The sequence below is a fragment of the Halomonas sp. CH40 genome, from assembly GCA_041875495.1.
Classification (GTDB): domain Bacteria; phylum Pseudomonadota; class Gammaproteobacteria; order Pseudomonadales; family Halomonadaceae; genus Vreelandella.
On record CP112982.1, the window covers coordinates 2,671,694 to 2,695,129 of the forward strand.

A 23,436-nucleotide genomic window follows, 5' to 3' on the forward strand; every position below is an offset into this window, starting at 1 on the left:
CACGCTCCCTGCATGAGTAACGTTTATTACTCGAAAGACAATCACCAGTAGACAATAACTCTGCGGGAGCTATGCCTTGATGCCTTTTACTCCATCGCGTATTACCCCTCTTGATGCCGCCGCCTTTGATCAGCGGGCAGGCACTCACCTGAAAGTACTCTATGGCCCGCGCGCCGATGAGGTATTGCGCCGCCTGCACACCCTGCTTGAGCATCAGGCGCCCAGCTTTCCTGCACAGACCGATGCACCCTTATGGAGCGAAAAGGATCAATGGCTGATCAGCTATGGCAGCAGCCTGCAAGACGATGCTGACACCCCGCCACTGGCGGTATTGAAAACCTTTCTTGATCAGCACCTGGCGGAGACGTTCAGCGGGTTGCATTTACTGCCCTTTTTCCCATGGAGCAGCGACGACGGTTTCTCGGTGATTCATTACCGCGAGGTTGACTCAGCCTTGGGCGACTGGCCCCAGGTACGCGCGCTGGCCCAATACGGCGACCTGGCCGTGGATCTGGTGCTGAACCATGTATCACGGGAGTCCCTCTGGTTTGTCGACTATCTGACTGGCAGTCAGCCTGGGCGCGACTATTTTCATGAGATGGACCCAGAAACGGATCTTTCCGCCGTGGTGCGGCCGCGCAGCTCCCAGCTGCTGGTGCCGGTAGCCACCCGGCGGGGCACCCGCTATCTGTGGGCCACGTTTTCCGATGACCAGATTGATCTGAACTTTGAAAACCCGGACGTGCTGCTGGAGTTTATCGGCATCCTGCTGTTCTACCTGCAGCAGGGCGCAAGAATCATCCGCCTGGATGCGATTGCCTATCTGTGGAAAAAGGTCGGCACTGACTGCATTCACCTGCCAGAAACCCATGAAGTCGTGCGCCTGCTGCGGGCGGTGGTTGACCATGTCGCCCCCGGCACCCTGCTGCTGACCGAAACCAATGTGCCCCACAGCGAGAATATCAGCTATTTCGGCCTGGAAAGGGTCACCCCTGATACGCCGCCGGATGAGGCTCATCTGGTCTATCAGTTCCCGCTGCCCCCGCTGCTGCTGCATAGCCTGACCAGCGGCGAGGCGGGCACCCTGGCCAGCTGGCTGAAAAGCCTGCCCGAACTGCCCCCCGGCTGTAGTTTCCTCAATTTCACCGCCAGCCATGACGGTATCGGCGTGCGTCCGCTGGAAGGCTGGCTGGAACCCTATGAGGTGGAAGCACTAACCGAACTGATGCACCGTTTTGGCGGTTTTGTCAGCATGCGCCGCCAGCCGGACGGTAGCGACAGCCCTTACGAAATCAATATCACCTGGTTTGATGCCATGAAGGGCACGCGCCGGGGGCCTGATCACTGGCAGGTGCCGCGTTTTCTATGCGGCCAGCAGTTAATGCTCGGCTTACAGGGCATTCCGGCCATGTATATCCATACCCTGACCGGCACCCTGAATGACCTGGAAGGCGTGGAACGCAGCGGCCGCCTGCGCTCAATCAACCGGCGCCGCTGGCAGCGCGAGGAGCTGGAGCGCTTGCTGGCAACCACCAGTACGACGACTCACGATACCTTCGCTGCCCTGAAACAGCTGCTGGCCGTGCGCCGCAATGAGACCTGCTTTCACCCGGATGCCGGGCAGCGGGTGCTGGAAACACCTTCGACCCTATTGGCCTTTGAGCGCGGACCTTTGCAGGATGGCCGCCGCCTACTAGCCATTCATAACGTCACCGACACGCCCCAGCCGCTTGACGCTCTGGAGCACACACTGGCTGACCGTCACTGGCAGGATATTGTCACCGGGGAAGCATGGCCGAAGACACAGACCACGCTGGCCCCCTACGGCGTACTGTGGTTGATGACGCAAGGTGGTTGATGACGGAAGATAATTGACCGCTCAGGCCGCTAGGGCGTCTGGGATCTGTCGTTATCCGCCTCTACCGCCGCATACATGCGTGTTGCCAGGTCAGGGATGGCAGCACGCACCCGGTTCCAGCTGGGAATAAAGGGCCGCTCGCCGGGGTTATCCAGAAAGGCATTACCAGCTTCCAGCAGGTTGGCAGCAAACAGCTCCACCGCGCGTTCCTCGGCGTGACGATCCAGGCTCAGGCCGTTCATCACCGCATCGTGGTCGTAGGCTTCAATCAGATCCAGCGCCAGACGATAGTAAGTCGCCTTCAGGGTACGAAAGCCCTCGGCGCTGAAGGTTACGCCCTGGGTCGCCAGCTTGCGATACAGCGCCTTGGCAATATCCAGGCTCATCCGGTTCAACCCTGCGGCGGCGTTTTCTTCGGATACCGGCTGATGCTTGTGATCATAGGCATCGGCCAAATCCACCTGGCACAGGCGTTTGGTGGAATAGTTACGATGCACTTCAGACAGCACCCCAATCTCAAGCCCCCAGTCTGCGGGTATGCGGATGCCCTCCAGCACCTCGGTGCGCATCGAGAACTCCCCTGACAGCGCATAGCGATAGCTGTCCAGATAATTCAGGTAGGGCAATGGGCCGTGAATCTGCTTGAGCGCGCGCAGCAGCGGCGTCACCATCAGCCGAGAGACCCGCCCGTTGAGCTTGCCTTCAGCGATGCGCGGGTAATAGCCCTTGCAGAATTCGTAGTTGAAATGCGGATGCGCCACCGGGTAGAACAACCGCGCCAGCAGGCTGCGGTCATAGGTAAGGATATCGCAGTCGTGCAGCCCCACTACAGCGCTGCGCCCCGACGCCTGCACAAAGCCAGCGCAGAACCAGACGTTACGCCCCTTGCCCGGCTGCTGGGGTGACAGCCCTTGGGCTTCCAGCTCGCTATCCAGCGCCTTCAGGCGCGGCCCATCGTTCCACAGAATCCGGTGACGCTGAGGCAGGCGGGAAAAGAATTCTCGGGCATGCTGAAACTGCTCGCGGTCGGCCTGATCCAGCCCGATCACCACTTCGGCCAGATAAGGCACCTTGGCGATTTCCTCGACAATATGCGCAAGCGCCGGGCCTTCCAGCTCGGAATACAGCGATGGCAGGATCAGGCTCATCGGGCGGCGCCGGGAAAACCGCACCAGATCCGCTTCCAGGGCTTCAACGGGGCGATGGGTCAGGTTATGAAAATCAGTGATGATACCGTTCTGATGGAAATCACTCATGGCGTCAGCTCCGCAAGCGTGTGGGTATAGGCATAGGTCGAGGGGGAAGTGGCCGCCGGGGTTAACCGGCGGTCAGCTCGCCCCCACCAGTACTCCACGCCCTCCGCCCAGCCTTTGGGGCCTGCCGCGGCTGTACGGTAAAGCGCCGTCTGGCGGGGCTCCACCGGCAAGCCGTGGCAGCCCTGAATCACCACCGCCTGGTCAACGGCTTCCAGCATGGCAATATCGTTGGGGCCATCGCCCAGCGCCAGCGTCAGCGGGGTGACGCCGCGCAGGGCAGCATAGCGTTCGATCATCCAGCTGACCGCATTGCCCTTGTGGGATTTACCGGTGACATGCCAAAAGCGCCCGCCCTGCACCAGCTGCAGATCATCACCCGCCAGGCTGGCGCGAAACGTTTCCAGCCCCGCCTCACTGCCCTCCCAGACCAGCGGTTCACTGCCTTCGCGCATTCGCGCCAGCCGCGCCTCCGGGTCACTCAGACCGGTATAGGTGCTCAGCTCATCCAGGGTCATTTCGCTCATCGCAGTAAAACTAACGCCTGGCGCTTCTTTCAGGCGCTCGCGCCATACCCGCAGGCGCTGGCGGATAAAGCCGATATCCACCCCCAGCGTCTTGATCACCAGACCATCGCTGCCCGCCTGACGTTCAAGCCCGGAATGGCACCAGCTCGATGGCAGGCCGACGACTGCGCCGTTTTCAGCAATAAAGGGCAGATCCTCAAGCCCTAACGCCTTACGCAGGCTCAGCAGCTCGCTACGGGTCTTACTGGTAACGGGAATCACCGGAATGCCCAGCTGGTAGAGGCGCGCCAGCCAGGGAGCAGCCGGTGCCCAATCGTAGCTGTGATGATCCAGAAGGGAGCCATCCAGGTCGGTAAACAATACCCTTGGCCTGGACGCGGCATTGCCTGGTGCCACATCGACAACCGCTTCTTCCTTAGCATCCGGGAAGCGGCTGGCATCATGCTTGATCGAATCGGATTTCAAAGACATACACCACCTGCAGCAAGGAGTCTCTCCCAGAGTTAGCACTTTACGTGCCAACACGGCCCATGACTCGGCGACGGCGCCTACCTGGGAGATTTCTTTCCAGTGGGTACGCTCTGTGACGGGGCAGCCAAAATACAAGGAGGCTTGTAGCGCACCAAAAAAGTGCAATCTGAACTGAGCGCGTCGGACGTCATGACCCCGCTCTGATAACGCCAACTTAACGACACGGATTTAATGTCACCCCTGCGTTTTTGCAGCGCAGCATGTTAACCTAAAGTCTATCGACAAATGACGGCACTATGGACAAGGCCCTGACGTCTGGGTGATCCCCAGCGATGAAGACGGATCAATTACCCATGAAACCCGCCACTGCCTGGAGTCTTACTGATGAGTTCTTCCGCTGAACAGCCACAAACCATTCTGCTGGTGCCCACCGGTGAAGGCGCCGGGTTAACCTCCGCCTGCCTGGGGTTGATTCAGGCCCTCGACACCATTGGCCTGAAGGCAGGTTTTTTAAAGCCCTTCATGCAGGATGAACTCAACGGCCCGGGGCTTGACCGCTCAACCGCTCTGGTATCGCGGACCCTTAACGTGCGCCCACCGGCGCCGATTCCCCAGGCGCACCTGGAACGTCTGCTGCGCGACGACCATATCGACGACCTGATGGAAGAGGTCATTGAACGCCTGGAGCAGGTGACCCAGCAGGCCCAGCACGATGCGCTGCCGCTTGATCTTGTCGTAGTCGAGGGCGTGGTGCCCACCCCGCATACCACTTACGCCACCCAGGCCAATGCCCAGCTGGCCCATGCGCTGAATGCGCGCATCATCCTGGTCGGCACCGGTGATCTGAACGCCCCCCAGGAGTTGGCTGAAGAGCTGGATATGCATGCCAGAAGCTTTGGTGGCATCAGCTCAGCCCGCACCCTGGGCTGCATTTTGATGCGCATGCGCAATCTTCCCTATGGGGCTGAAGACGATGACCTGTCTGCTGCCCCTGGCACCATCAAGCCCCAGCTGGAAGAACCCGTTCTCGAAGAGTTACGCCGCTACTCACCGTCATTGGCCACCGAGCGCTTTCATCTGATTGGCGTGGTCCCTTACAGCAAGGCGCTGAGCGCACCGCGCACCCTGGATATCGCCCGCGCCCTGAACGCCCGCCTGTTGAACGAAGGCGACGCCAGCCAGCGCCGGGTGCTGGCCACCAGCCTGTGCGCCCGCAGTGCCGCCAATGCCTTGCATATCTTCCAGCCCGGCAGCCTGATTGTGACCTCGGGTGACCGCGACGATGTGATACTCGCCGCAGCCCTGGCCACCATGAACGGCACCCGGCTGGCCGGCGTGCTGCTGACCAATGGTTACATGCCCAATGACAAGATGATCGACCTTTGCCGCCCGGCCCTGGCCACCGGCCTGCCGGTGCTGGAAGTGGATACCGATAGCCTGACGACCGCCACCCACTTGAGCCAGCTGAACCATGAAATCCCCACCGATGATCTCGAACGCGCCGAACGGGTGGCCCGCTTTGTCTCCGCTCATATCGATCTGGAATGGCTCAAGGAACACGTCAGCCGAGGCTATACACGCCGCCTGTCGCCGTCGGCGTTTCGCCATCAGCTGGTCAAGCTGGCCATGCAGGCGCAAAAACGTATTGTGCTACCGGAAGGCAATGAACCGCGGACAATTGAAGCCGCCATTATCTGTGAGCGACGCGGCATTGCCCGCTGTGTGCTACTCGGCAATCGTGAGGAAATCGAAACCGTAGCCCGGCATCGCGGCCTGACCCTGCCAGGCTCTTTGACCATCATCGACCCGGAAAGCACCCGCGCGGATTACATCGCACCCATGGTGGCCCTGCGCCGAGACAAGCTCAACGAGATTACTGCTGATGCCCAGCTGCATGACAATGTGGTGCTGGGCACCATGATGCTGCAGCTGGGCGAAGTCGATGGCCTGGTCTCGGGGGCTGTGCATACCACTGCGAATACGGTGCGTCCGGCCTTTCAGCTGATCAAGACGGCGCCGGAATATCAGCAGGTATCCTCAATCTTTTTCATGCTGTTGCCCGAGCAGGTGGTGATCTACGGTGATTGCGCGGTCAATCCAGACCCGGATGCCGAGACCCTGGCGGAAATCGCCATTCAGAGCGCGCGATCCGCTGAGGCCTTTGGCATTGAACCTCGGGTTGCCATGATCAGCTACTCCACCGGGGATTCCGGCACGGGGGCTCACGTCGATAAAGTGCGCGAAGCCACGCGGATTGCCCAACAACGCGCCCCGCACCTGGCGATTGATGGCCCGCTGCAGTACGACGCTGCAGCCATTGAAAGCGTCGGCAAGCAGAAGGCTCCGGATTCACCAGTGGCCGGACGGGCCACGGTGTTTATCTTCCCGGACCTGAACACCGGCAACACCACTTACAAGGCCGTGCAGCGTAGTGCCCGGGTGGTCAGCGTTGGCCCCATGCTGCAAGGCTTGAACAAGCCGGTGAATGACCTTTCAAGGGGCGCCCTGGTCGACGATATCGTCTATACCATTGCTCTGACGGCCATTCAGTCGGCTCAACAGGAAAACTGATCAGGCTTAGGCAGGGCAATATCAGAGGCATCCGTAAACAGGGCATCAAATTCATCCAGCATGGCGAAATAGGCCGGGCGCACCACCCCGATCTTGCTGGCATCCGCCACCAGCCAGCGCTGCATGGCAGTGGCGATGGCCGCGCGCTTGGGGGCCACTTCGTGGAAATGAAAGCAGCTGACCCCGCGCTGGGCATCAACACCAGCTGCCGAAATCAACGCCTTGTTGATGCCCAGCCCTTCAATTCTGGCCGCCATGGTATCGTTTCCAAAGGATTGTGAGGCCGGATAGTACAGCCCGCCCAGCAGCACCAGGCGGACATTGCTCAGCGCAGCGACGGCGTTGGCCACATTCAACGCATAGGTCACGACGGTCAATTCACTGAAGCGCTGCAACAGGCCTAGCAGAGGTATCAGGGTGGAACCGCAATCAATAAACAGCGTATCGCCGTCCTCAATCTGCTCAACAACACGCTGGCACAGCGCTTTTTTGGCCGGGTAACGGCTAGCCTCCTGTTCGGCTACATCGTAGGCAGGGGCCATGCTGCCATTCAGTAACAAGCGCCCACCCAACAAATGAATTTCCTGCTGCTTGCCATCCTGACGGGCCAGATCACGGCGAATGGTCATCTCCGACACATCGCATAAGGTGGCGGCCTCACGCAGAGGCACCACCCTTCCTTGCGACAGGATATCGTGAAGTTTCTCCAACCGTGCAGCACTGCGCCCCTTCATGTTTTTCTCCCGTAAAAATGCCTTTATCTGGTTATCTATTGTGCGACCCGCCTCTCATCAGCGCCAGCATGCCAATAGTCGTAAAAAAACGTCTGGAAATTTTTTGTATGACGAAGAAATAGTTAGCGCCACCATAGCCTCTGTTGGCAAACGTTGGCTCTAGCGTTGATGTCACTATCATTGCAAAATAGCGTCTTAGAAATAACAATTATTGTGATTTTTTTAACAAAACACTGTGCTGTCACCGAGTACAGGCGCTTCCTTCCAACGCTGAGGCTTTTATGAACCCTTCTTCCCAACGCCGTCTGATCACGCTGGGTACCGGCTCCCTTCTGGTATGCGCGGCTGCCTTTACCCAGGCCCAGGCCAATAGCACACCGTTATGGTCGTTTGCCAATGTCTCAGCCAATTATCTTGACTGGTCAGGCGGCACTGAATCACGCACTGCCAGCAACGCAGCCAAGGGCGATTTCGTCTACCTTGAACTGGAAGGCGGGCTTGGCTATGAGTGGGGGGAGTTCTACGGCTTCTTCGATTTCGAAAACCCCACGAATGACCAGTTTGATGCGCCCAGTGGCGGCAAGGACAATTTCCGCACGGCAGGCAAGGTCACCTCGCACATTTACCTCGGCGACAGCCCCTTCTCGGTCTATGCCCATGTCTATGACTTCCGCGATTACGGGTACAACGCCCGGGAACAGGATCAGATCCTGGGCCTGGGGTATCGCACCACGTTTGCCAATGGTTTATGGTTCAAGCCGTTTCTGGGCGCAGCGCGGGTACAAAGCGATGGCTATACCGGCATGAACGGCTTTATGGCAGGCTGGGTGGCAGGCTATGACTTCACCGCTACCGGCCAGAACTTTAGCGTGACCAACTGGCACGAGCAGACCTTTGGCCGCGATGACGACTACCTGAACCAGAACTATGTGAACGGCAAGGCAGGCAGTGTGGGCACCAACGGGGCTATCAGCCTGTGGTGGCATCCTGTTGATCTGATCACCACCGGCATCCAGTATCGCTACGCTGATGAAAAGCTGGGCACCCCGGATAACTATCAGAATGCCATGATCTATACCGTCAAACTCAACCTGCTGTAACCATCACCCGATGTAGAACAGCTACAAATACCCAGTGACGACGCGACGCCAAGGGGCACAAGATGACACTGATAATGAGCCTGGTAGGGATGATCACCCTGGTGACCATTGCCTTGATATTTTCCTATGACCGCAAGTCGATCCGCTTGCGTACTGTGCTAGGCGCCTTTGCCATTCAGGCCGGTATCGGCGCTTTCGTACTTTACGTGCCCTTCGGGCAGGCGGTATTGCAGACCATCTCAAGCGGCGTCAGCCAGGTGGTTGAATACGCCAATGATGGTATCAGCTTCCTGTTTGGCGGCCTGGCTGATGTGGATAACGTCGGCTTTGTGTTCGCCATTAAAGTCCTGCCGGTGATTATCTTCTTCTCATCACTGATTGCCGTTCTTTACTATCTCGGCATCATGCAATGGGTGATTCGCATTCTCGGCGGCGCCCTGCAGAAAGCCCTCGGCACTTCGCGCACCGAGTCTCTTTCAGCAACGGCCAATATCTTTGTCGGCCAGACCGAAGCCCCCCTGGTGGTGCGCCCCTTTATTGCCCGCATGACCCCTTCCCAGCTGTTTGCGGTGATGTGTGGTGGCCTCGCCTCGGTGGCGGGCTCGGTGCTGGCGGGCTACGCTGCCCTGGGCATTCCCATGGAGTATCTGGTCGCTGCCTCCTTTATGGCCGCCCCCGGTGGTTTGCTGTTTGCCAAGCTGATCATGCCGGAAACCCGTGAGCCTGAGGACAGTATTTCCAAGGTCGAGGAAGAGCAGCAAGAGCAGGACGACAAGCCTGCCAACGTGCTGGATGCGGCCGCTGCTGGTGCAACCTCCGGTATGAAGCTGGCGGCCAACGTAGGCGCCATGCTGTTGGCGTTCATCGCACTGATTGCCCTGATCAACGGTATGCTGGGCGGCATCGGCGGCTGGTTTGGTTTTGAAAGCCTCAGCCTTGAGTGGATTCTTGGCTGGCTGTTTGCGCCACTGGCTTTCCTGCTTGGCGTGCCCTGGCAGGAAGCCACCCTGGCAGGTTCCTTCATTGGCCAGAAGCTGGTGGTCAATGAATTCGTGGCCTATATCAACCTGGCGCCCTATCTGGAGGGCGAGCAGCTGGTTGAAGCCACCGGGCAGATCATGAGCGCCCACACCATGGCTATTCTGTCTTTTGCGCTGTGCGGTTTCGCCAACCTCTCCTCGATTGCTATCCTGCTTGGCGGGCTAGGCAGCATTGCACCTTCACGGCGCGCCGAGATTGCCCGCTTCGGGGTCAAAGCCGTACTGGCAGGTACGCTTTCCAACCTGATGTCGGCCTCGATTGCTGGCTTCTTTATTGCCTTGAGCGCCATGGGCACCTAGCCATTATCAAGCGGCGCCAGCCTGCCACATATGGCAAGCTGGCGCCGAACTTCCAGGCGATGAACCATCACTGCCTTGCGTTTTGAACCTGTTTATTTACCTAACTGAGTAACCGCCTATGACCGCTTCGATCAATCTCACCCAGGCTGCCCGCCAGGCCATTACCCTGATGGACCTGACCAGCCTGAATGACAGCGACACCGATGCCAGCACCGAAGCGCTGTGTCAGCAGGCAAAAACACCTTATGGCCACCCTGCGGCGCTGTGCGTCTACCCTTCCTTTATCGTCACTGCCAAGCGCGCCCTACATGCTCACCAGCTGAGCGACAAGGTCAAGGTGGCTACCGTCACCAACTTTCCGGACGGCGGCGATGACATCATGACCGCTGCCCGCGCCACCCGCGAGGCCGTAGCCTCCGGCGCCGATGAAGTTGATGTGGTCTTTCCCTATCGTGCCCTGATGGCCGGTGATGAAGAAACTGGCCTTGAGCTGGTTGAAATGTGCCACGCGGCCTGCGGCGGCCAGGCGCTGCTCAAGGTGATCATTGAATCCGGTGAACTGAAAGACCCGACGCTGATTAAACGGGCCAGCGAACTTGCTATCGAAGGCGGCGCTGATTTCATCAAAACCTCAACCGGCAAGGTGGACACCAATGCCACCCTGGAAGCCGCCGAGATCATGCTCAAGGCAATCAAGGCCAGCGGCAAACCGGTGGGTTTCAAGGCCGCAGGCGGAGTACGCACTGCTGAAGACGCGGCTGCCTATATGGCGCTAGCCGCTGACATCATGGGCCCCCACTGGGTCACGCCAGAACACTTCCGCTTTGGTGCCTCCAGCCTGCTCGACAACCTGATCGCGACCCTGCGCGGCGAGGCACTGATGGATAACGAGGAGAGCTACTGATGGCCACAACGCCACTGCTTCCCCAGGAGCTGATCCGGCTTAAACGTGACGGCCAGGCGCTGCCTGGGGCAGAAATTCAAGCCTTCATTCAGGGCATTGCCGATGAGCGTATCAGCGATGCCCAGATTGGCGCCTTCACCATGGCCGTTTTCCTTAACGGCATGAGCCGTGAGGAAGTTGTCGCCCTGACCACGGCCACCCGTGATTCCGGCCACGTCATGCAGTGGGATTCTCTCAATCTGCCTGGGCCAATTGTCGATAAACACTCCACCGGCGGCGTGGGGGATCTGGTCTCCCTGGTGCTCGGCCCCTGGGTCGCCGCCTGCGGCGCCTTCGTGCCAATGATTTCAGGCCGTGGCCTGGGCCACACCGGCGGCACCCTGGACAAGCTGGAATCTATTCCCGGTTACGACCCCTACCCGGCACCGGAGCGTTTTGGCAGCGTGGTGAAATCCACCGGTGTGGCGATTATCGGCCAGACCGGCAACCTGGCCCCGGCGGATAAACGCATTTACGGCGTGCGTGACGTCACCGCCACGGTGGAATCCATTCCGCTGATTACCGCCTCCATTCTGGGCAAAAAGCTTGCCTCCGGCCTGGATGCTCTGGTCATGGACGTCAAGGTCGGCAGCGGCGCCTTCATGCCCACACCGGAAAAATCCCGCGAACTGGCCAAGAGTATTGCCAACGTAGCCACCCAGGCGGGAACGCCGACCACAGCCCTGCTCACCGATATGAGCCAGCCGCTGGCTCCCTGCGCCGGTAACGCGGTGGAAATTGTCGAGACCCTGGCGCTGCTGCGCGGCGAACGTTCCGACAGCCGGGTGATGCAGGTGACTCGTGAGCTGGCGGTCGAAATGCTGATGGCGGGCAAGCTTGCCAACAGCCGTGAAGAGGCGCTTGCCAAGCTGGAAAAGGCGCTTACTTCCGGCGCCGCCGCCGAAGTCTTCGCCCGCATGGTCAGTGAACTCGGTGGCCCCGCCGACTTTATGGAGCGTTCAGACCACTACCTGGCCAGCGCACCGGTCGTTCAAGCGGTCTACCCCGAGCAGAGCGGCATTGTTCAGCGTTTTGATACCCGCGCCGTGGGTATGAGCGTGGTCGAGCTGGGCGGTGGCCGCCTGCGCAACGACGCCAGCGTCGATCACAGCGTTGGTTTCAGCGATATTGCCGGGATTGGCGAGCACGTGGATAACCAGCGCCCACTGGCCATGGTTCACGCCCGCAGTGAAGACGCCGCCAAGCGTGCTGCCGACCAGCTGCGCGCCGCGGTTACCCTGGGTGAAACCGCCGCTGAAGCCGACACCTTATTGCAGGATATCTTCCGAGGAGACGCCTGATGCGCCGTGCCATTGTAGTCGTGCTTGATTCCTTCGGGATTGGCAGTGCCCCCGATGCGGAAAAATTCGGCGATCAGGGGGCTGACACCCTTGGCCATATCGCCGCCGCCTGCGCCCGCGGCGAGGCCAACACTGCCGAGCGTTCAGGCCCCTTGAAGCTGCCCAACATGGCCGCCCTTGGCCTGTTCCACGCCCACCGCGATGCCACCGGCAGCGTGGCTGAAGGCGTTAACCTGCCGAAGCAGCTGGAAGGCGCCTATGCCCATGCCAAGGAAATCTCCAGCGGCAAGGACACCCCGTCCGGCCACTGGGAAATCGCCGGTGTGCCGGTACGCTTTGACTGGGGCTACTTTCTGGATAAAACCGACAGCTTCCCTGCCGAGCTGCTGGAAAACATTGTCCGCGAGGCCGAGTTACCCGGCGTGATCGGTAACTGCCACGCCTCTGGCACCGAGATTATTGCTCGCCTGGGGGAAGAACACGTCCAGAGCGGCAAGCCGATTGTCTACACCTCGGCTGATTCGGTGTTCCAGATCGCCGCTCACGAAGAGCATTTTGGCCTGGAACGCCTATACGCGCTGTGTGAAACCGTGCGCGAGCTGCTTGCCCCTTACAACATCGGCCGGGTGATTGCCCGTCCGTTCAACGGTGATGACAGCGCAAGCTTTGCACGTACTGGCAACCGCCGGGATTATAGCGTCGAGCCGCCTAGCCCGACTGTGCTGCAGAAACTCGCCAATGCCGGTGGCGAAGTGGTCTCGATCGGCAAGATTGCCGATATTTACGCCCACTGCGGCATTACTCACAAGGTCAAGGCCAGCGGCCATGATGCGCTGATGGATGCCACACTGGCAGAAATGGCGCGCACCGCCAATGAGACCGCAGACCGTCCGACCATGATCATGACCAACTTTGTGGATTTTGATTCGGTTTACGGCCACCGCCGTGACGTACCGGGCTACGCCGCCGCCCTTGAGCATTTCGATGCCCGCCTGCCAGAACTGCTGGCGGCCCTGAATGAGGATGACCTGCTGCTGCTCACGGCTGATCACGGCTGCGACCCCAGCTGGGAAGGCACCGAACATACCCGTGAATACGTACCGGTTATGGTACGTGGTGGCGGCTTCACCCCCGGCCCGCTGGGTGAACGCGGCACCTTTGCCGATATAGGCCAGACGCTGGCGGACTTCTTTGGCGTTGACGCCATGCAGGACGGCAACAGCTTTTTACCCCAGGCAGCGTAAGCACAAGAACTACCTAATACATTAAGGAGCCACCCATGGCGACACCGCATATCAACGCAGAAATGGGCGATTTCGCCGATACCGTACTGATGCCCGGCGACCCGCTGCGCGCCAAATACATCGCTGACACCTACCTGGAAAATGTGCGCCAGGTCAACGACGTGCGCAGCATGTTCGGCTATACCGGCACCTATCAGGGCCGCGAAATTTCAGTGATGGGCCACGGCATGGGGATTCCGTCGGTATCCATCTACGCCAAGGAGCTGATTACCGATTTTGGCGTGAAGTCGATTATCCGTGTGGGTTCCTGCGGCGCGGTGCGTGATGATGTCAACGTGCGTGATGTGGTCATCGGCATGGGTGCCTGCACCGACTCCAAAGTGAATCGCATGCGCTTTAACGACCACGACTTCTCGGCCATCGCGGACTTTGACCTGACCCGCCATGCCGTCGCGGCAGCCAATGCCCAGAACGTCCCGGTCAAAGTCGGCAATATCTTTTCAGCGGATCTGTTTTATAACCCGCAGACCGAGATGGCTGAACTGCTCAAGCGCTACGGCATCGTCGGCGTGGAAATGGAAGCCGCAGGCCTTTACGGCGTGGCCGCCGAATTTGGCGCCCGCACGTTGACCATCTGCACGGTGTCTGACCACATTCTGAAAGGCGATTCCCTCTCCAGCGCCGACCGCCAGACCACTTTCAACGACATGATGACCATTGCGCTCGATACTGTGCTGCGCGACGACGCCGGCAAGGCCTGACCGACAGCAACTCCGAGCCAAAAAGAGGATAACCCCATGACGCAAGCAAATCAGGCACTGGTGGACACCCTACTAACCACCCTGGGCAACGCCTACGCGCCCTACTCCCATCATCCGGTCGCGGCGGTCATGGAATGCCCGGATGGCCAGCAATTTTCTGGCTGCAATGTGGAAGTCGCCCACTACAAGGGGCTGTGCGCGGAAGCTTCGGCGATTGCGGCAATGATTACCGCTGGCCAGCGCGAGCTTGCCAAGGTATACGTCATGGGCCCCGGTGAACACCTGTGCACGCCCTGCGGCGACTGTCGCCAACGCATCCGTGAGTTCGCCACCCCAGACACACAGATCATGGTGCTTTCCCACCAGGGCGAGGTGCTGAAAACCTACAGCATGGAAACATTATTGCCTGACGCCTTCGGGCCGGAAAACCTGCCATCGCAACAATAATGAACCTTAGTTAACTCGCATTGCTTTTACCCCCGCATCATCGCACTCTGCTTGCCACTATAGTTAGGCGCTCTGCCCACTGGGCAGGGCCAATAATTCGATCCTGTTGACTCACTCCTGTGAAGCTGGCCCTGCCCAGTGCATACTCTGCTTGGCACTGCAGCGGTGATGCCACAGGAACAGAGCAACAGCAATGGCTCTGGAGTGCTTGAAATGTCTGATTGGACATCGGGTTATGTGGCGGATATCAACTACACCTTCGGCTATTATGCTGAACTGAACCCGCTAAGAATTGATCTTGCCTTTATTAATGCAGGCATCCGCCCGCCAGAGGTGGTTAACGCCTGTGAGTTGGGTTTCGGCCAGGGCATGAGCACTAACCTGCATGCGGCAGCCTCGCGGATTAATTGGTATGGCACCGACTTCAACCCCAACCAGGCGGCGTTTGCCCGTGAAGTGGCCGGGGTGAGCCAGTCCGGGGCACAGCTGTTTGACGATGCCTTTGATCAGTTCTGCCAACGCGATGACCTGCCAGAATTTGACTTTATCGGCCTGCACGGCATCTGGAGCTGGATCTCGGATGACAACCGCGCGGTGGTGGTCGATTTTGTGCGTCGCAAGCTCAAGGTCGGCGGCGTGCTCTTCATCAGCTACAACACCCAACCCGGCTGGGCCGCCATGGTCCCCATGCGTGACCTGCTGGTGGAACATTCAGAAGTGATGAGCGCGCCCGGCGCAGGCACCCTGACCCGGGTGGATGACGCCATGACCTTTGCTGAAAAGCTGATTGAGGTGAACCCGCGCTTCTGTCAGGCCAACCCGCAGATCAAGGGGCGCATCGAGAAGATGCGCAAGGACAATAAAAACTATCTGGCCCATGAATACTTCAACCGCGACTGGGAACCCATGGGGTTCTCGAAAATGGCCAGTTGGCTGTCTTCGGCCAAGATGGAATGGGCAACATCGGCCCGTTATGCCGACTCCATTGATACCATTCAGCTGTCCCAGGAGCAGCGCGCCCTGCTCGAATCGATCAGCGACCCCATGTTCCGTCAGACCGTGCGGGATTTCTGCGAAAACCGTCAGTTCCGTACGGATTACTGGATCAAGGGTGGCCGGCGTTTAAGCGCTATTGAGCAGCAGGAAGCCCTGGATCAGCTGCGTATTATCATGGTCATCCCGCGTGACAATGTAGAGCTCAAGATCGCCGGACAGCAGGGGAATTTCGATCTTCCGGAAGCCGTCTATCAACCCATTCTGGATATACTCGACAATTATCAGCCCATCACCATAGCTGAGCTGCGCCAGCAGCTGGAAGGCAAAAACATTGCTGCAGCAGCGCTGACCAGCGCCATTACGATTCTGGGGGCTAAGAATGTCATCATGCCTGCCCAGCAGGAGGCGGAAATCGATGCAGCCCGACCGTCAACCGAGCGACTTAACCGTTTCCTTTTGAACAAATCGCGCAGCACTCAGGACATCAGCTACCTGGCCAGCCCAGTGGTCGCTGGCGGCGTTAATGTGGCGCTGTTTCATCAGCTGTTTTTACTCTCGGTAGTGGAAGGCGGCAAAACGCCTGAGGATCTGGCCAGAACCGCCTGGCGGGTGCTGTCGGCTCAGAACAAATGCCTGATCAAGGACGGCCAATCGCTCTCCGGCGAACAGGATAATGTGGCTGAGCTGATTCAGCATGCCACCCGGTTTAGCGAGCAGCAGTTGCCGATCTACAAGGCACTGGAAATTATTTCAGCCTGACCCTCATCGCTGCCCGTATGCCACTACAGTTGTTGGCATACGGGCGAGCTTCTCCGTATTCTTGTCTTCTCTGTTGCAACCCCCATTGCAACCTCTGCCATTGTTATTGAGGAGATGTTGATGTCTGCACTTTTGCCCCATATTGACCCTGATGGCCTGCTGGAATACTCGGTGGTTTACACTGACCGTGCTCTTAACCATATGTCACAGCGCTTTCAAGGCGTGATGCGCGATATTTCCACAACGCTCAAAGAAGTCTATAACGCGCACGCGGCAGTTATTGTTCCCGGTAGTGGCACTTTTGGCATGGAAGCGGTGGCCCGCCAGTTCGCTCTCGATCAGAAAACCCTGGTGATTCGCAATGGCTGGTTCAGTTACCGCTGGACCCAGATTATCGAAATGGGACGACTCACCGACCAGCATAGCGTGCTGAAGGCGCAACGCCTGGATCCGGACAACCCTTCCTCGCCCTTTGCTCCTCAACCCGCTGAAGAGGTTGCTCGTCATATTCGTAATGAAAAACCCGCCGTGGTGTTTGCCCCTCAGGTAGAAACCTCAGCGGGCATTCTGCTTCCGGATGAGTATATCCGTACCCTTGCCGAAGCCACCCGGGAAGTTGGCGGGCTGTTTGTGCTCGACGCCATTGCGGCTGGCACACTGTGGGTAGATATGCAGGCACTGGGGGTTGATGTTGTGGTCAGTGCGCCACAAAAAGGCTGGAGCGGTTCGCCGTGCTGCGCCATGGTCATGCTGTCAGAGCGCGCTACCCAGCGCCTGAGCGATACCCAAAGCAACAGCTTCGCCTGTGACCTGGGCAAGTGGCATAGCATCATGCAGGCTTACGAAAATGGTGGCCATGCCTATCATGCCACCCTTCCCACCGATGCGCTGGCACAGTTGCGCGATATCATGCAGGAGACGCGAGACTACGGATTTGAGCGGGTCAAGCAAGAGCAGCAAGCGATTGGACAGGAAGTACGCAGCATGCTCAAGCGTCATGGCTTTACCAGCGTTGCGGCCGACGGTTTTGAAGCACCGGGGGTTGTGGTCAGCTACACTAATGACAGCGGCCTGGTTGGCAAACTGGCTCAAGCCGGTGTTCAGGTTGCGGGTAGCGTGCCCTTGATGTGCGACGAAGGGGATCAGTTCCAGGCGTTTCGCATCGGCCTGTTTGGCCTGGACAAGTTGCATCACACCCAGCGCAGCGTAGACACGCTGGAAAAGGCGATTGTGTCACTAAAATAAAGACGCGATAAACAACGCCCACCGGACAAAACGGTGGGCGCTGGCTGGCTGTTATACGATCAATTGCGCTTAGTAACCACCTACACCGCGTGGTGCATAGCCAAGATTATTTTCTACCCGCGACACGCCAGGGGTATTTTCAGCAGCAACTTCAAGGGCTTTGCGCTGGTCGCTGGAGTCAATCAGCCCCCATAGCTCGGCCACCCCATTACTTACTGTCACACTGATAGCAGCAGACCTGACGCCAGTGTTTTTCTCGATCTCATCGAGAATGGCCTCGCGTATGGCACGGTCATCCTTGAGGGCGCTATCCGATACGGCAGCCTCGGTGGCTAGGCCCTGCAGCAGGTTGGCGCGGCTGACAATCCCCACCAGTTTGCCTTCTTTGACCACGGGCACCCGCTTGATGCGATGTTTTTCCAGCAGCCGGGCAATCTTGTGTAGCGGCGTGTCTTCCTCGATGGTCATGGGGTTGACGGTCATGACCTCCTCCGCCTTGCGGCCATGGGTCTTGACGTAGTCGGCGGGGTCTTTATGGCCCGCGAAAAGAGACAGCCACCAGGACGCCTCTTTACCGCCTTCCTTTTGAATGCGCCTCATCAGGTCACCTTCAGAGACAATGCCCACAACCTGATGGCTTTCATCGACCACCGGCACAGCACTGATATGGTGTTCCAGCAGCAGTTTGGCAATAGCACTGACCTCTTCCTGTGGCCCCACGCTGATGACATCTTTGGTCATAATATCGACAGCTTGCATTAGACACTCCTCAGTTTGTGCAGTATGAATCCAATCGCAGATTCAAAACATGAATCATAGCCTCAGGTTAGCGCGCCTGACAGGGCTCTGCCATCTTCATCCAGCAAATAGACCTGGTTATTGATCTGGCGCAGTCTTTGTCTCTCTTCAGATCCGGCTTGCCATCTGCCATCCATCAGGCGACCATTGCGAGCTGTTTACCCCGCTGCTCTGGAGCCTGGGAATGTCGACTGCCCGTTTTTCCCCTTTTGAGTTGTTGCTGCTCAACAGCCGCAGCCAGGTGGATACGGCAATCCTGCTGCTACTCGCCTGGGTGCTGGTTCAGCGCCAGCATATCAGCGAAGGGCAACGTCGCCGACGCCTGGCTCAGGTAAGCGCCCACTTTCGTCATGGCCACGAACTTGGCCCTGTCATGCAGGTTGCCCACCAGCAAGACATGCAGGCTATTCAGCTGGCCGCCGAGATTGTCCATCGTGAATGCTCACCGACCCGTAGCCTGAAGGTCATCCAGCAGGCCATTGCACTGGCCGGCGACAATGGCAACCTTTGCCATGCCAACCACTATATTCTGCATTTTCTGGCCGATCTGCTGGGTATCACACCGGAAACCCTGACGACTCTGTATAAAGAACTCACCGGCGCCAGCCTCGAAGCACCAGGCGATATGAGCACCCAGGCCTATTGGCGCCAATACGATCCACACCACGATGAACGCCAGGCCCAGCAGCAAGCAGCAGCTGAGAAAGCCCGTGCCGATGCCGCCGCTACTGCACAGCAACGCGAACATGAACGCCAACAGCGTCGCGCTGATAAACAGCGCAAACGTCAGGAGCGTGCTGATCGTAAAGCAGCAGTACGTGCGCAGCGAGAAAAGGCCAAGCAGGAAAAAGCGCGACAGGCCCAGGCCCGGCGTGAACAAAAACGCCAGGAAAAGGCCCGACGTGAAAAAGCGCACCAAGAAAACGCGCAACATGAAAAGCACCGCAAAGAGTATCAGCAGCATTCGCAGCAGGCCGGCGCTCGCCAGCCCCCCACTGACCGGACAGCCAGGGCGCTGGCCGTGCTGGGGTTACGGCCTGGGGCCAGCCGCAGTGAGATTCGCCGCGCTTACCGCAAGATGGCCCAACTGCATCATCCTGATCGCTTCTTTTCACAAAGCGATCAGCAGATTGCTCTGGCGTCAGCGCGCTTTCAACGCATTAAAAATGCTTATGATTATCTGAGCCAGCGCGGAGAGCGCTCTTGAACGATCACTCTTGATTTCCCGGAAGGCGCACAGCAACATGGAATCTGCTCACAGTCGTGGACTAACGCCCTTTTTGAACGGATATTCTGCCCGTCATGCGTGACCTTTATCAGCGTCTTGATTTGCCGCCCGATGCCAGCCAACAGGCCATTGCCAAGGCCATTGAGCACTGCCAGCACAATGCCCTGAAACAGGATGCCGCGGCGGTACTTGGCATTCCCGAGCACCGCCTCGCCTATGACCAGCTGCACACAACCCTCAGCGATATCGGCCAACTGCGCTCGCGCCTGGGGTTAACCCACGGTGCCCACTGGCAAGGCAGCGTTGCCAATGATTTCTCGCTGCCTCCGGATCAGACCCGCTCCTGCCAGGATGATCTGGTCGAGCGGGTCAGCCGTGCGGCAATGCTTTATAACCGCTGGCAGCGCTTTCGGGACAGCGGCTTACTGGTCGCCACCCTCTTGACCGTCGCTGGCATGAGCCTCGCCGCTGGGCTCGCCTGGGGCATGCGGCTGGCGAGCGCCTGAGGCTCTGGCCGGGCTATCCGCTGCTTGCCAACCAGCCGCCGCCTGGCCTTCCATACTGACGCTCAGGCGTGGTGCTCCCAGGTTGAGTTCCTGCGCTTCCATACGCTGTTTGAGCAGCAGGTTAAAGGCGCGGGCCACATCCCACTGCATTTCCGGAGCGGTTTTAAAGCGCATCCGCAGGATCGGGCAGCCTTCTTCAAAGCCATTGACCCCCTGCATTTCCAGCGGCGACCAGATGTAGTGGCGCATCATCGGGTCTTGCCGCAAGGCGAGCGCGGTTTCCTGCATCAGGTTGATGGCGCTGTCGATTTTCATATCAAAAGGAATGCGGATTTTCATCAAGGCGATACCGAACTGGCGGGACATATTGTGGATGGAATCAATTCGGCTGAAGGTAATGATATGTACAATGCCGTCCAGATCACGCAGGCGCACGGTGCGCAGGGTCAACCCTTCGACGGTGCCCATATGACCATTGATCTGGACAAAATCATCAACTGCCAGCGAATCTTCAATCACAATAAAAATACCGGTAATCAGATCCTGTACCAGCGTCTGGGCGCCAAAACCGATCGCCAACCCAATCACACCGGCACCGGCCAGCAGCGGCGTCACGTTGACCCCCAGGTTGGCAAGCCCAGCAATACTGGCGATGATCAGAATAGTGACCAGTAACACATTGCGAATCATCGGCGTGATTGTCTGGGCACGGGCCTGATTAACCCGCCGACCGCGCGAACCCGCCGAGGTGATCAGCGCCCGCTGAATAGCCGTATCGGCCAGAATCCACACCAGCCAGGCAAGTAACACCGTGGCCCCCAGGCTCAATAGCGCTTCTCCAATGCCTGCTCCAGCCAGCCCCTGATGGCCAATGCCAAACAGCGAACTGCTCCAAACCTGCATAAAGAGTTCAGCGAAAATCACCCAGGACACAATGTGCCCCAGCACGAACCCGAAGCGTTCAAGACGCTTGCGATACTGGCTGGTACGCCGGCGGTGACGATGTTTACCGATTCTTTCTGCCTGACGCCTTAACAACCCGGTGATCACCAGGGTCAACACCAGCAGGCTGGCGGACACAATCGAACGCGCCAGCGCCGTTCCCACATCCCCCACCGAGATAAAGATTGCCAGCAGTGAACCGCCTACCAGCAGCAGCGCCGGAATATGCCAGAGCCCGCCCAGGGCACGGCTGATTTCCACGGCTGTGCTGGCATCGCGGCGCAGATGATAGGGCCGATTGCAGATCAGATGACGTATCGGGCGTTTGAACTTGAAAATAAACCGCGCAGAGATGAGCGCTGCCAGCATGTTGGCAAAAATCGACACCAGGTTGGAAAGCTCTCCACCCAGCATATCGACCAGGCGGCTCGAATTAACCGCATCGCCCAGGGCAATCAGGGCGCCAATCACAAACAGGCGGCGCAGCGCTTTTAGCTGCAGAAGGCGTACGGCGGTAAAGCGGTGGCCACGGCTGAAAAAAGCTATCACGGTTTCAAACACCACCGACAGCGCCCGCCCGCACAGGCACACATAGGCCAATACCAGCGCCGCCGTTCTGCCAGCACTTGCAGGCAGCAATTGCCCCAGGCCAAGCACAATGGCAAAAGAAAGCGCCCAGGGCAGCATCCGCCGCAGAAAATGCACAGCCATCAGCCAACCTTTAGGGTCGCGGGGCAGGTCATGCGGCCACCCCTTACGGGTGGCAATCAGGCGCCCTATGGCTATCATCACGATCAGCAGAATGGCCCAGACGCCCCCCAGTACCAGGCCATCAGCGGCGGTTTTGGCCAGCTCGCTCAAGCTGGCATTACTGCCAAGCTGCTGCAGGTCTTCCAGACCATCGTTGAGTTGCTGGGTCCATTTTTCCTGAGGCGAGCCCCCCTCCTGAGCCTGCTCACCAATATCTGTCAGGGTTTCCGCCAATGCCCCCAGCAACCCCTGGCGGCTGATCACTTCCTCTTGTGTAGCGGCATTAACGGTCTGCAGCTCTTTTAAAGAGCTCAATAGTTGCTGACGCTGTTCATCGCTTTCCAGCAGGGTAACCACATCATCCAGCGAGCGCTGGAACTCTGCCTGAGTAACCTCTTCCTCCTGGACTTCAGTGGTGCTGAACCCAGGGATCGACACCATCTGGGCGTGCAACGGCGTTGTCATCAGGCTGAGTATCAGCAGACCAAGGAAGCTGGCCAACGGGGTTATTCTTTTGTGCAGTCGCACGAATATCTCCTAACAGGTGATCACTTAAACGCAGGCACTCAAAAGCATGTCTTGCTTTGCTGAGGTCTATGATAGGCTGAAGCCATGATTTGTTCAGCTCACAGGAACAAGAGATGACAGTAACGGCACCACCGATGGGCGCCAATAGCGACCAGAAAACGCGCAGCGTAGGGGTTGAAGTTGAATTTGCCGGATTGCCACCACGCGACACTGCCAACCTTGTACGCGAGCTTTTTGGTGGCACTATACAGGTTGATAGCCCTCATCGCCTGCATGTTGGTGATACGCGTTGGGGCGAATTTGGCATAGAGCTGGACACCCAGTATGCCCACCCCGATGACGCCGTGCTGAACGAGCATGAAACCCTGGATACCGAGTGGGCGCGTCAGCAGCACCAGTTCCGGGTAGAGTTCCACCAGAAAACCCGTGAACTGATAGGTGATGTGGTCACCGGATTAGTACCCACCGAAATTGTCTGCCCGCCAGTTCCATGGGATGAGCTGGACGAGCTTGATCGGCTTTTCGATGCTTTGCGCGAGCACGGCGCCAAAGGCACCGATGCCAGCCTGCTCTACGGGTTCGGCTTACACCTTAACCCGGAAGTCGCCAGCCAGGACGCCGATTACCTGCTATCCATCTTACGGGCTTACCTGCTGCTGGCTGCCTGGTTGCGCGAAGAGATCAAGGTCGACATTACCCGTGAAGTACTGCCGCATGCCAACCCCTTCCCCAAGGAATATGCCTTGAAGGTGCTGGCGGCCGACTATCAGCCTGATCTGGATGGCCTGATTGACGACTACCTTCACTATAATCCAACGCGTAACCGCGAGCTGGATATGCTGCCACTGTTTGCCCACTTACGCCCGGACCATCCCCATAAACTCTTGCATAGCAAGCTGACCAAGGCGCGCCCCACCTTTCATTACCGGCTGCCCAACGCCCAGCTGTCTGAACCGGGCTGGGGGTCAGTCAGCGAATGGAACCGCTGGGTAGAGGTTGAAAAACTGGCCGCTGACCGCGATACCCTCAGGCAGCGCTGTGCCGATTACATTAGCGATCAACAGCGGCCCTTCTACAAACGCTGGGCAGACAGACTGCAACACTGGTGGCAAAAGCGCCGCTAGGGCAGCCGGC

General features: G+C 58.6%; 18 protein-coding genes and 1 pseudogene. 14 read left to right on the top strand and 5 right to left on the bottom strand.

Annotated elements, in window-relative coordinates; translation table 11 throughout:
- Positions 1–79: 79 nt before the first annotated feature.
- The gene (locus tag OR573_12355; protein ID XGA79286.1) at positions 80–1,858 is read left to right on the top strand and encodes a sugar phosphorylase; all 1,779 of its coding nucleotides are present in this window, start codon (positions 80–82) and stop codon (positions 1,856–1,858) included.
- 29 nt (positions 1,859–1,887) lie between these two features.
- Here the strand turns inward: OR573_12355 and OR573_12360 are convergent, their stop codons facing one another.
- Both OR573_12360 and OR573_12365 read right to left on the bottom strand, forming a co-directional pair.
- Positions 1,888–3,114: a glycosyl transferase gene (locus OR573_12360; protein XGA79287.1), complete on the bottom strand. Its 1,227-nt coding sequence runs from the start codon at positions 3,112–3,114 to the stop codon at positions 1,888–1,890.
- Entirely contained in the window at positions 3,111–4,109 is a 999-nt protein-coding gene (locus OR573_12365) for an HAD-IIB family hydrolase (GenBank protein XGA79288.1), read from the bottom strand. Before OR573_12365 ends, OR573_12360 begins: the two co-directional genes overlap by 4 nt.
- Positions 4,110–4,493: 384 nt before the next feature.
- On the opposite strand from OR573_12365, the gene pta reads away from it, so the two are divergent.
- Positions 4,494–6,680 carry a phosphate acetyltransferase gene (gene pta / locus OR573_12370; GenBank protein ID XGA79289.1) on the top strand — a complete coding sequence of 729 codons (2,187 nt, stop codon included), beginning with the start codon at positions 4,494–4,496 and terminating at the stop codon, positions 6,678–6,680.
- Here pta and OR573_12375 read toward each other — a convergent pair.
- Positions 6,665–7,414, bottom strand: coding sequence for a DeoR/GlpR family DNA-binding transcription regulator (locus OR573_12375; GenBank protein XGA79290.1), 750 nt, complete (start codon positions 7,412–7,414; stop codon positions 6,665–6,667). The genes pta and OR573_12375 overlap by 16 nt on opposite strands.
- A 281-nt stretch (positions 7,415–7,695) precedes the next feature.
- Between OR573_12375 and OR573_12380 the strand changes: the two genes are divergently transcribed.
- The 9 genes and pseudogenes from OR573_12380 to OR573_12420 all read left to right on the top strand — a co-directional run bounded on the left by OR573_12380 (position 7,696) and on the right by OR573_12420 (position 17,550).
- The gene (locus OR573_12380) at positions 7,696–8,514 is read left to right on the top strand and encodes an ion channel protein Tsx (GenBank protein ID XGA79291.1); all 819 of its coding nucleotides are present in this window, start codon (positions 7,696–7,698) and stop codon (positions 8,512–8,514) included.
- A 62-nt stretch (positions 8,515–8,576) separates the two neighbouring features.
- Positions 8,577–9,854 (top strand): NupC/NupG family nucleoside CNT transporter, encoded by a 1,278-nt coding sequence (locus OR573_12385; protein XGA79292.1) that lies wholly within the window; start codon positions 8,577–8,579, stop codon positions 9,852–9,854.
- Between the two features lie 118 nt (positions 9,855–9,972).
- Complete coding sequence (gene deoC / locus OR573_12390) at positions 9,973–10,758, top strand: deoxyribose-phosphate aldolase (protein XGA79293.1); 786 nt, start codon at positions 9,973–9,975, stop codon at positions 10,756–10,758.
- Positions 10,758–12,098: a thymidine phosphorylase gene (gene deoA, locus OR573_12395; protein ID XGA79294.1), complete on the top strand. Its 1,341-nt coding sequence runs from the start codon at positions 10,758–10,760 to the stop codon at positions 12,096–12,098. The genes deoC and deoA overlap by 1 nt, the downstream gene beginning before the upstream one ends.
- The gene (locus tag OR573_12400; protein ID XGA79295.1) at positions 12,098–13,342 is read left to right on the top strand and encodes a phosphopentomutase; all 1,245 of its coding nucleotides are present in this window, start codon (positions 12,098–12,100) and stop codon (positions 13,340–13,342) included. Before deoA ends, OR573_12400 begins: the two co-directional genes overlap by 1 nt.
- 35 nt (positions 13,343–13,377) lie before the next feature.
- Positions 13,378–14,103, top strand: coding sequence for a purine-nucleoside phosphorylase (gene deoD, locus OR573_12405; GenBank protein XGA79296.1), 726 nt, complete (start codon positions 13,378–13,380; stop codon positions 14,101–14,103).
- 33 nt (positions 14,104–14,136) lie between these two features.
- Positions 14,137–14,550 (top strand): annotated as a pseudogene (cdd, locus tag OR573_12410) (cytidine deaminase).
- Positions 14,551–14,763: 213 nt separating this feature from the next.
- Positions 14,764–16,305 carry a class I SAM-dependent methyltransferase gene (locus OR573_12415; GenBank protein ID XGA79297.1) on the top strand — a complete coding sequence of 514 codons (1,542 nt, stop codon included), beginning with the start codon at positions 14,764–14,766 and terminating at the stop codon, positions 16,303–16,305.
- Between the two features lie 120 nt (positions 16,306–16,425).
- Positions 16,426–17,550, top strand: a complete 1,125-nt coding sequence (locus OR573_12420; GenBank protein ID XGA79298.1) for an aminotransferase class V-fold PLP-dependent enzyme — start codon at positions 16,426–16,428, stop codon at positions 17,548–17,550.
- 69 nt (positions 17,551–17,619) lie between these two features.
- Here the strand turns inward: OR573_12420 and OR573_12425 are convergent, their stop codons facing one another.
- A complete protein-coding gene (locus OR573_12425; protein ID XGA79299.1) occupies positions 17,620–18,309 on the bottom strand; it encodes a CBS domain-containing protein in 690 nt (229 codons plus the stop codon).
- Between the two features lie 223 nt (positions 18,310–18,532).
- On the opposite strand from OR573_12425, the gene OR573_12430 reads away from it, so the two are divergent.
- Complete coding sequence (locus OR573_12430) at positions 18,533–19,555, top strand: DnaJ domain-containing protein (protein XGA79300.1); 1,023 nt, start codon at positions 18,533–18,535, stop codon at positions 19,553–19,555.
- A 95-nt stretch (positions 19,556–19,650) separates the two neighbouring features.
- A complete protein-coding gene (locus tag OR573_12435; GenBank protein ID XGA79301.1) occupies positions 19,651–20,082 on the top strand; it encodes a hypothetical protein in 432 nt (143 codons plus the stop codon).
- On the opposite strand, the gene OR573_12440 is transcribed toward OR573_12435, so the two are convergent.
- A complete protein-coding gene (locus OR573_12440) occupies positions 19,999–22,215 on the bottom strand; it encodes a mechanosensitive ion channel (GenBank protein ID XGA81739.1) in 2,217 nt (738 codons plus the stop codon). The genes OR573_12435 and OR573_12440 overlap by 84 nt on opposite strands.
- Before the next feature lie 200 nt (positions 22,216–22,415).
- Here OR573_12440 and OR573_12445 point away from each other — a divergent pair, with 200 nt between their 5' ends.
- Positions 22,416–23,426 (top strand): amidoligase family protein, encoded by a 1,011-nt coding sequence (locus OR573_12445; GenBank protein XGA79302.1) that lies wholly within the window; start codon positions 22,416–22,418, stop codon positions 23,424–23,426.
- Positions 23,427–23,436: the final 10 nt, after the last annotated feature.